The sequence below is a fragment of the Mycobacterium sp. genome (assembly GCF_052144515.1).
Classification (GTDB): Bacteria; Actinomycetota; Actinomycetes; order Mycobacteriales; family Mycobacteriaceae; genus Mycobacterium.
The window spans coordinates 1-8813 of sequence record NZ_JBKQQD010000049.1; the positions used below are offsets into that span (position 1 = coordinate 1).

The window sequence follows — 8813 nt, forward strand, 5'->3', positions numbered from 1 at the left end:
CGGCAAGCGCGTGCTGGTAGTCGGCGGTGCGACCGGCATCGGCGCGGCCGCGGCGAAGACGGCAGGGGCGAAGACGGCAGGGGGCGCTCGGCGCCGAAGTCGTCGTCATGGACCGCGCGCCGGTGACCTACGAGGTCGCCAATGCGCTAACGGTGGACCTTCGGGACAGGGCCTCGATCGACACCGCGATCGAGGCGGTGGGTGGACCGGTCGACGCCATCTTCTCGGCAGCCGGTGTGGCGGATGGCCCAGACCTGATGAGAATCAACTTCATCGGCCATCGGCATCTCATCGAGCGGATGCTGGCCGATGGCCAGCTAGCCCGCGGCTCGGCGATCTGCTTTATCTCCTCCGTTGCGGGTATCGGATGGGAGAACGATTTGCCGCGGCTTCTGGAATTCCTGGCCACACCTGACGACGAGTCGGCGGACGCCTGGGTGGTGGCACACCGGGTCAAGGCCACCAAGAGCAACGACGCGTCCAGCGCATCCGAGCCATAGCACTGCGTGAAGACGCCGCGGGAGTCCACAACGAGAACCAATCAGTCGACTGCTCCCAAAACATCACCGGGCCCCGGCCACGGTGCGCGTCCCATATCGCAAAGACCGCGAACGGTGCAGGAACTCGGCCATCTAAGCACGACCGCCCCCGCCCCCGCCATGGCCGTGAAAGTGTCTGAGATTGGGGGCTCTGACAACCGCGCTGCTGCAACTCGTCGTTTTGTGACCTGTCAGAGCGCGAACGAGAAGCCGCCGTTGACCGGGATGGTCTGGCCCGTGATCCAGGAGCCTCGGTCACTGCCGAGCAGAACAGCGAGCGAGGCTGCGCCGTCCGGGTTTCCGGGCCTGCGGATCACGTAGCTTTGGAGGATCGCCTTAGCCTGAGGGGAGTCGGGCTGGGCCCATAACGGCTCGGTCAGCGGTGTGCGCATGGTTCCGAGGGCGATGTTGTTGGCGGTGGTCCCGTGGCGTCCGGTCTCGAGCGCGACCGATCGGGTGAGCCCTGCGGCACCGGCTTTCGACGCGGCGTAGGCCGCAGAATTCGGGTCTCCCGTACAACCAACGTCGGAGACGATGGTGATGACCCTGCCCCACTTGTTGTCGATCATAGCGGGCAGGACGGTACGCGTGCAGTTGGGCACGCCGTAGAGGTTCACCCGCAGGAATGGCTCCCAGTCGGCCGGCTGAGATTCGGCGAAGCGGCCTCGGCCGGCGAAACCGTCTGCGCCGGCGTTTCCGGCGTTGTTCACCAGCACGTCGACACTGCCGGCCGCGGCGAGTGCGTCGGTGACGGCACCGTAGTCGGTGACGTCAAACGGAACGGGAATGGCCGAGCCTCCGGCCGCGCGTACGTCGTCTACAACTGACTGTGCGCGTTCCATCCGCAGATCGTTGGCCGCCGACGTGTCTGGTCTGCAGCGAATCGTCGACGCGTCCGCAGCCTGGTGGCCGTCGCGGGTTAAATCACCGGCAATCAGACCCATCGAAATGACCCTTTATTTGAACCGGCCACTCGCCGACGGCGTCGTTAGCGAGACCACGAGTTCCGCATTAACCTCTGGCTCGGGCCGACCTATCAGCGCCACACTCCTACTGCCGCCTCCAGATCGGCGAGGGACCGCTCGGTGAGTCCTATTACCTCACTGATGTCGGGCATCACATCGCCGCCCGCAAGATAACCGAAACTGATGCGGTCGGCATACGAACACACGGTCACGGTCAGTGCCAGACCGTCGTAGATGGTGCCAATCGGATAGATGTCGTCCACATGCGCACCGTTCCAAAACATTTCGGTCCGTGGCCCCGGAATATTGGAGATCGGAACGTTGTATCCGGTGCGCACCTTGGGAAACGGCGTCTTCGGTAGCAGCACCGTGGTTACCTGGGTCGGCACCAGCAGCAACAGCGACGCTCCCGACCCACGGCTGGCCACCTGTTGTTTTCCTTCCGCCATCGACCGGTGGATCAGATTCAGTCGCTCGGCGGGGTCTTCGAGGTCGGTGCCCAGCGGGCACAGCCAGGCGCCGAACATGTTGCCGTGCTCGTCATCCGCCCCCTGCGCGCGGCCACGCACGGTGATCGGGCAGAGCGCCACCAGCGACTGTTCGGGCAGTTCCCCGTGGTCGCGCAGCCAGTGACGCAACACGCCGGCGATCACGGCGACGACCGCATCATTGCCGGTCACCCCGGCCTTGTCTTGCACGGCGCGGATACGGCTTTTCGGCCAGCTGCCCGCCGCGACGGTGCGCGTGTCGCCGGTTCGACCGTTGAACCGGGTGAACGGGGCCGCCACCGGCGCCACGGTCGTGTCTGTGGTCATGCTCGCGATCACGTTGGATACCTCGCCCACAACGACCCTTTCGGCCAGCGTGGCGCTCGACGTGGCCGCGTTTATCAACGACCGCACCATGGCAACAGGATTTGGTAACCGGCCGCGCGCCGGTGCGGCTTTTGGGGCGGGTTCGTCGTGCTGCGCGCCATAGATGGGCGGCATGGAGCGGGGAGTCGAATCGGCGCTGAGCGCGTCGGCGATCATGCGGAATCCGGCGACACCGTCCATCACTGCGTGATGCACCTTCACGAAGAAGGCGAAGCGGCCATCTCCGAGGCCGTCGATCAGATAGAACATCCACATCGGGAGCGACCGGTCGAGCCGCTCGGCGTACAGCTCGCTGATCAGCCGCCAGAACCCGTCTTGACCGGCGCCGGTCGGCAGTGTCGCGCGCTTGACATGCTGGCCGACGTCCAGGTTTTCAGCATCGCGCCAGACCCACATGCCGCGAGTGTCCATGCCGCGATAGGGATATCGACGAAGCCGTGGGTGGATCGGGTGCGTCGCGGCGAGCGCCTCCCGATACAGCTCATCGACGTAGTTCGGGGCCGCATCGTCGGGGGGTGAGAGGATTAGCACAGCGGCGACGTGCTGCGGCTGGCTCATCGGCTCAACCGTCACCATCGCCGCATCCAGCGGATCCATCCAGTCCATGGGGAGCAAACTCCAATCTGGCGGGCGCGACTGTCATCACCATAGGCCCCGCAGGCGGCGTCGTGGTTAGGACCGGGGTAAACCAGCAGCGTCCGTGCTGCCGCCGATGGCGGTAGTCTGCGCGCATGCCGCGTTCGTTTGAATTATCGGCCGAATCCCCGGCCAGCGTCGACCAGGTCCATGCGGCGTTCGCCGACGAGGATTACTGGCGGGCGAGGCTTGCCGCTATCGGCGCCGGCCCGGGCGCGGCCACGCTCGACGCGTTAGCTGTCGACGCAGACGGCATCCTGATCGTGGCCGCGACGTTCAGCCTCTTGCGGGATCGGCTGCCCAAGTTCGTCAACCAGTTGGGACGCGGTGACCTGGAGATGGTGCAGCTCGAAACGTGGAGCCGAATCGGCACGAGCCAGGTGCGTGGCGATATCAGCTTCTCGTTGCCCGGGACGCCGGTGTCTGCGGCGGGCGAGGCGTTGCTGGCGTCGACGCGCAACGGCTCGCGGCTGAAGTACAGCGCGACGGTGAAGGTCAAACTCCCGTTGGTCGGCGGCAGGATCGAAAGCTTCATGAGCACCCGACTCGCCGAAGGAATCATGGATATCCAGCGCTTCACCACAGCGTGGATCGCTGAGAACTGCTGAGGGTTCGCGGGTTCGCATGAAACGCACGGTCTTTATCACGGGCGCAGCCGCGGGCCTTGGGGCCGCCACAGCTGAGGAGTTCGCCCAGCAAGGATGGAAGGTCTTCGCCGGCGGCCATGTCACGCCCGGCGCCGCCTCGCACGGAATCCCCATCACCATCGACGTCACCGACTCCGCAAGCTGTGCAGCAGCCGCACGCGAAGTGGCGGCGCACACCGACGGACTTGGCGCGGTCATCAACTTCGCGGGTCTGCTGGATCTCGGCCCGTTGATGGAAGTGTCTGAGGAGCGGCTGAGGCGCATTTTCGATGTGAATGTCATCGGAACACACAGGGTTAATCGCGCCATGTTCGATTTGGTGCGCGCCGGCCGCGGGCGCATCGTCAACATCAGTTCGGAGTCGGGCCGGTTCCGCGCCGGCATCACCACCGGGCCGTATGCGATGAGCAAACATGCAGTAGAGGCCTATTCGGACGCGCTGCGCCAGGAGTTGCTGTTCGTCGGCATTCCGGTCATCGTCATCGAGCCCGGCGCTTTCCGGAGCGCGATGAGCCAACAAATACCCGAACGCCTGGCCGCCTCCGTTCCTCCCGGATCGCCATTCGAGCCCATTGTCGCGTTCACCAGGCGCACGAGCGCACGGGAAGAAAGACGTGCGCGGGATCCGAAGATCCTGGCCCGTGCCGTGTATCGCGCGGTCACCAGCAAGCGGCCCAAGCCCCGGTATCTGATCGGGGGAGGGATGCAGAGCAGGATCATGGACCTTCTGCCCAGGACGGTGGCTGACCGGCTCGTCAAACTCGTGGTGCGCTGACAGTCGCGTGCCTCAGCAGTGGCTACACGCAATCAGGTCTGGGGACCAGTTGGGGACCACATGTCATGCGCGATGGTGAACGACCTACGCGTCTGTGCACGTCATGCGCGGGCAGCGCAAGCCCACAGACTGGCGCGCGACCTGGGGAAACGTGTTACCGCTATTTACTGGCGCCTCTGGCCCGCAGGTCCCGCACCCGAAGCGGATGGGCCGTTCGGTGGAGTACGCCGCGTTGGTCGCGTCGATCATCGAGAACGACTACCTCAACGGCGAGGTGATCCGGCTCGACGGGGCATTGCGGTTTCCTCCGAAGTAGTCGCGTTATGCTTTTTCGCTTTCGATATTTGAGTGTGCTGGCGTGCGTCAGCATTCGATTTCGCGCATGACCACGGTGATCTTGCTAGGTCGAATCTTTCGCGGGCTCGATGGCCGAAATGATCATTTCGAGCCACGCACGGTAGAGGTCCTCCCCGTCGATCTGGCTGGCGAGGGTGACGCCTTCGTTCGTCGCCAGCAACACCCTGGCCATCGTTGTCGCCGGTAAGCGTAAGACGCCTCCGAGACGGGCCACGCCCTCGATCAGGTAGTCGCTGAGCCAACGGACCGTCTCGAGTCGTTGAGCGGCCACGCGTTTACGGGCTTCGGGGCTCCGCAGCAGGAAGAGGGTGAATTCGTGCCCGAGCGCTGCCTGGTCGGCCCCGGTTTTGCTCATCAAGTCCCGCCAGCGATTCGCCAGCTCGTCGAGGTCGAGCTCGTCGAGTCGGTGGGACGACGAGATGACGTCTGCGAATCCGTCGAGGAACCGTTGCCGATTGCGTTCGATGACCGCCAGAAATAGCTCTTCCTTGCTGCCGAAATGGGCGTAGATGGCACCCCGCGTATATCCGGCCGCGTCGGCGATGTCCTCCAGAGCGGCGCCGCTGAAGCCCTTGCGCGCGAAGAGCTCCTCGGCTGCGTCTAGCAGCAGCGTGCGGGTGTGTTCGAGGCGTCTCTCCCTGGTCCAGCGTTGCGCCATCGGGCCATTCTCCCAGATTGACCCAGCAGAAAGGCGTCGCCCGGCCGATCGCCGCATACATTCACGTATAGAACATACGACAATGTATATTATGCCACGCATCACACCACCGGAAGAGGCGATGGCCACGTTGAACAGCGCCTTGGAAACTTCGTCTTGTTCGTGCATCAGCCCAGCGCCGATTAGGTACCGCTGTGACGTCATTGGCGGAACCACGCTCGACGTGGTGAGCGGCATGGGTGGCCGGCTCGTCGACCTGGCGATGGCCGGTTGGGAGGTCACTGCCGTGCTGACGCACTGCTCAGACACCCGACCGCTGCGGATCCTCGGCGCCGCCGTCGTCGACCTGGACTGGCTCGTGGCGGGCTCTGGTCGCGGTCGGATTCCGCAGGTTCTGACGGTGGCGAGTGACGTCTGCGGTAGCGATGACCGCGTACGTCAGGAGGTGCATAGCGCCTTAGGTCAGCTGCGGACCGAGGTCGCCGTCTGGGGTCGTGACGGCGCGATCGAACTCAGTGTCGAGCTCGACCGGGTGATGTCGCCGACGCGTCATCGCCTCAGTGCCGCCGGCCGTGCGTTCAAGGCTAGGGCGCTCATCGCTGCAGGCCGGTCACCACTGTTCGAGCCAACGGAGTCTTACTGGACGATTGCGCCGGCCGCCATCCACATACATACTTGTATCTAACATACAGACGCGTACTATAGTGATGCACGCCACAGGCCGAGGTGGACGCACCGACGAGGAGGACTGAGCCATGTCAACGGATTTCGTCGAAACTGCGCGGCCCGGCGACTGGGTCGACAGCGTCGAAGCTCTGCCCGACGACCATGACCTCTATCCGCTGCGCATCCCCACCGATCGCTACACGTCGATCGAATTCCAGCAGCGCGAGCGGGAAGCGATCTGGATGCGGGTGTGGCAGATCGCGGGCCGAGCCGACGAGCTGCCCAAGGTCGGCGACTGGAAGGTGTATCAGATCTTCGAACAGTCCTTCATCGTCGTGCGGGGCAAGGACGATCAGCTGCGCGGCTTCGTCAATGCGTGCCGGCATCGCGGCAACGTGCTGTGCACGGGCACCGGGAATGCCAAACGGGGATTCCTGTGCCAGTACCACCTGTGGTCCTACGACCTCGAGGGAAAGATGCGGGGAGGGCTGCGGGAGCGGGAGAACTTCCTCACTCGCGAGGACAAGGACGGGAACGGGCTGCTGCAGGTGTCCGTCGACACCTTCGGTGGCTTCATCTTCTTGAATCCCGATCCGAACGCGGCGCCGCTCGCCGAATACCTGGGCCCCGAGGTAGCGGAGCTGCTGGCGCCCTACCACCTCGACCAGTTCACCACCGTCATGGACGTCCGCGAAGCCATCGACTGCAATTGGAAAGTCGTCATGGACGCCTTCAATGAGGGTTACCACATCAACGGCATTCACCCGCAACTGCTGCGCGTCATCCAGATCGACCCGAGTAAGAGTCGCTACCGGTTCTTCGAGACGCATAGTGTGGCCGTCGCGCCTTTCGAGGTGCAGGGCGCCAGCGCGCAAAAGCAAGTCGACGGCATCATGGATTTGCCCGAAACCTTCCCGTCGACGGCCGCGGTGCTGCCACGCTTCGAGCAACTCGTCAACGAGTACCGCGCCGCCGAAGGATCCGTGGACTTCCCGGACGGCGTCAACGCCCGCAAGCTTCTACAGGAGGCCACTCGGGACACCCTCACCGGGATGGGCCTGGACGTCAGCGGTTTGACGGACGGGCAGATGAGCGACAACCAGGGTTGGGTGTTGTTCCCGAATTTCTTCATGACGGTTCGTGCCGGCGAGTGTCACGTAATCATGGCCATGCCGCACCCGGATGGCGATCCCAACCGATGCATCTGGCACGTCAGCAGCTACATGTACCTGCCGGCCGAGCACCGGGATGCGTTGCGCGCAAACCTGATCGAAGTCGACCAGCCAGGCAGCTACAAGTATTTCGAGGCGCTGCAACAGGATTACGAGCAGATGCCGCGCCAGCAGATCGGCCTGCGCAACCGCAGGCTCGCGTACATGTCTTTGGTGAAGGAGGAAGTCGTCATCGCCTATTACCACTCGGTCCTCGACCGCTACCTCGCGGGTGGGGTGAAATGACGCTGCCTGTCGAAGAACGCGTCGCTCTTCACCGACGCATGGCGGAGGCCTACCGCAACGCCTACCTGCGCCAGGGGGTGCAAGATGGTGAGGCGTTCGTCGACGCCTGGAAGTTCGCTTCCGATGCGGTGTATGCATCGCCGTACTTCACGGGTGACCAGGGTTTCCTGTTGAGCGAGTTCCCCGAGGAGTCGGCGAGGGCGTCCACGATGGAGGCGAAGGTTTACTCGCTGACGTTTCCCGACTGGAAGCCAGCCGATTTCAAGTACTGGCCGGCCGAGAACGGCTTCGTCATGAAGACCCGGTGGGAAGGGCACACCAAAGACGGGATCAAGATGGGCTTCTACTCCTACAGCTTCGTCGAGACGAACGACGATGGCGAAGTCACGCGCTGGGAAACCCATGTCAACGACGAGTACAGCACCTTCCTCGACGTTGCGATCGGTGTGCGCGGTCCCTTCCATGGCACTTCCGAGTACGTCGAGGCGCTCGAGCGGTGCCTCGCGACGGCCGGTGTATCCATCTGACGAAAGAGCGATCATAGTGCTACGAGACATTCGCGATGTCATTGACGACTACGTCGGCCGTTCCCGTGCGGTGCTGGAATACGGGCTGACCACTAAACGCCTTGTGGACGAGGCAAAGAAGCCCGGGTTCTGTGTCGACAGCTGGGCGCCGTTGGCCGAGCTGGTGGCGACCGACGAGTTCGAGCGGGTCGGCGCATTCAAGGAAGTGATGGACTGGCCCGCGTACGTCGACTTCCTGACCAACTGGGCGACGTCCTCGGAATGGGAATGCTCGCTGCGGCGCGTAACCGAGACACCCGGCGCGGTGTTTCTTGAGCTCGAGGAGCGTAGCCGTATCGGCGAATTCGACAATGTGGTCAACTCGCTGTCGGTCTACGAGTTCACCGACGCCGGCAGGATACGGCACATCGACCTGTATCTGCAGATGGCACTCCCGCCCGCCGAGATGCTGAAAAGCTTTGGAGGAGTCGAGATCTCGTGATAAGCGATGTAGATTCCGTCGACTTTTTCACCGACAACGAGCTTTTGGCTGATCCCTACGACTACCTGGCGGCCCTGCGTGACGAATGCCCGCTTCGGCGTGGGAAGCACCACGACGTGGTGATGGTTACGGGCTACGACGAAGGCATGGCGATCTGTAACGACACGGAGCGATTCTCGTCGTGCATCTCGGTGACGGGGCCGTTCCCCGGTTTCCCGGTGCCGCTGGAG

Annotated in this window: 9 protein-coding genes and 3 pseudogenes; 9 read left to right on the forward strand and 3 right to left on the reverse strand. The window is 63.7% G+C overall.

Features of this window, described 5'->3' with window-relative positions; genetic code table 11:
• Nucleotides 1-449, forward strand: a pseudogene (locus ACLP9N_RS02470) (SDR family NAD(P)-dependent oxidoreductase); the annotation flags it as partial.
• A gap of 281 nt (nucleotides 450-730) precedes the next feature.
• On the opposite strand, the gene ACLP9N_RS02475 reads toward ACLP9N_RS02470, so the two are convergent.
• Complete coding sequence (locus ACLP9N_RS02475; RefSeq protein WP_442405908.1) at nucleotides 731-1483, reverse strand: SDR family NAD(P)-dependent oxidoreductase; 753 nt, start codon at nucleotides 1481-1483, stop codon at nucleotides 731-733.
• 92 nt (nucleotides 1484-1575) lie between these two features.
• Nucleotides 1576-2985, reverse strand: coding sequence for a wax ester/triacylglycerol synthase family O-acyltransferase (locus ACLP9N_RS02480; RefSeq protein ID WP_442405909.1), 1410 nt, complete (start codon nucleotides 2983-2985; stop codon nucleotides 1576-1578).
• Between the two features lie 125 nt (nucleotides 2986-3110).
• Here ACLP9N_RS02480 and ACLP9N_RS02485 point away from each other — a divergent pair, with 125 nt between their 5' ends.
• From ACLP9N_RS02485 to ACLP9N_RS02495, 3 genes and pseudogenes are all read left to right on the forward strand, one after another.
• Nucleotides 3111-3623 carry a DUF2505 domain-containing protein gene (locus ACLP9N_RS02485; RefSeq protein WP_442405910.1) on the forward strand — a complete coding sequence of 171 codons (513 nt, stop codon included), beginning with the start codon at nucleotides 3111-3113 and terminating at the stop codon, nucleotides 3621-3623.
• 16 nt (nucleotides 3624-3639) lie between these two features.
• The gene (locus ACLP9N_RS02490) at nucleotides 3640-4437 is read left to right on the forward strand and encodes an SDR family NAD(P)-dependent oxidoreductase (protein ID WP_442405911.1); all 798 of its coding nucleotides are present in this window, start codon (nucleotides 3640-3642) and stop codon (nucleotides 4435-4437) included.
• A gap of 178 nt (nucleotides 4438-4615) precedes the next feature.
• Nucleotides 4616-4753: pseudogene (locus ACLP9N_RS02495) on the forward strand (3-hydroxyacyl-CoA dehydrogenase); the annotation flags it as partial.
• 84 nt (nucleotides 4754-4837) lie between these two features.
• On the opposite strand, the gene ACLP9N_RS02500 reads toward ACLP9N_RS02495, so the two are convergent.
• The gene (locus tag ACLP9N_RS02500) at nucleotides 4838-5452 is read right to left on the reverse strand and encodes a TetR/AcrR family transcriptional regulator (RefSeq protein ID WP_442405912.1); all 615 of its coding nucleotides are present in this window, start codon (nucleotides 5450-5452) and stop codon (nucleotides 4838-4840) included.
• A 91-nt stretch (nucleotides 5453-5543) separates the two neighbouring features.
• On the opposite strand from ACLP9N_RS02500, the gene ACLP9N_RS02505 reads away from it, so the two are divergent.
• From ACLP9N_RS02505 to ACLP9N_RS02525, 5 genes and pseudogenes are all read left to right on the forward strand, one after another.
• Nucleotides 5544-6137: a hypothetical protein gene (locus ACLP9N_RS02505; RefSeq protein ID WP_442405913.1), complete on the forward strand. Its 594-nt coding sequence runs from the start codon at nucleotides 5544-5546 to the stop codon at nucleotides 6135-6137.
• A gap of 70 nt (nucleotides 6138-6207) precedes the next feature.
• Complete coding sequence (locus ACLP9N_RS02510) at nucleotides 6208-7575, forward strand: aromatic ring-hydroxylating oxygenase subunit alpha (protein ID WP_442405914.1); 1368 nt, start codon at nucleotides 6208-6210, stop codon at nucleotides 7573-7575.
• Nucleotides 7572-8102, forward strand: a complete 531-nt coding sequence (locus tag ACLP9N_RS02515) for a hypothetical protein (protein ID WP_442405915.1) — start codon at nucleotides 7572-7574, stop codon at nucleotides 8100-8102. Before ACLP9N_RS02510 ends, ACLP9N_RS02515 begins: the two co-directional genes overlap by 4 nt.
• A 13-nt stretch (nucleotides 8103-8115) precedes the next feature.
• Nucleotides 8116-8583, forward strand: coding sequence for a hypothetical protein (locus tag ACLP9N_RS02520; protein ID WP_442405916.1), 468 nt, complete (start codon nucleotides 8116-8118; stop codon nucleotides 8581-8583).
• Nucleotides 8580-8813 (forward strand): annotated as a pseudogene (locus ACLP9N_RS02525) (cytochrome P450); the annotation flags it as partial. The gene ACLP9N_RS02520 and the pseudogene ACLP9N_RS02525, both read left to right, overlap by 4 nt.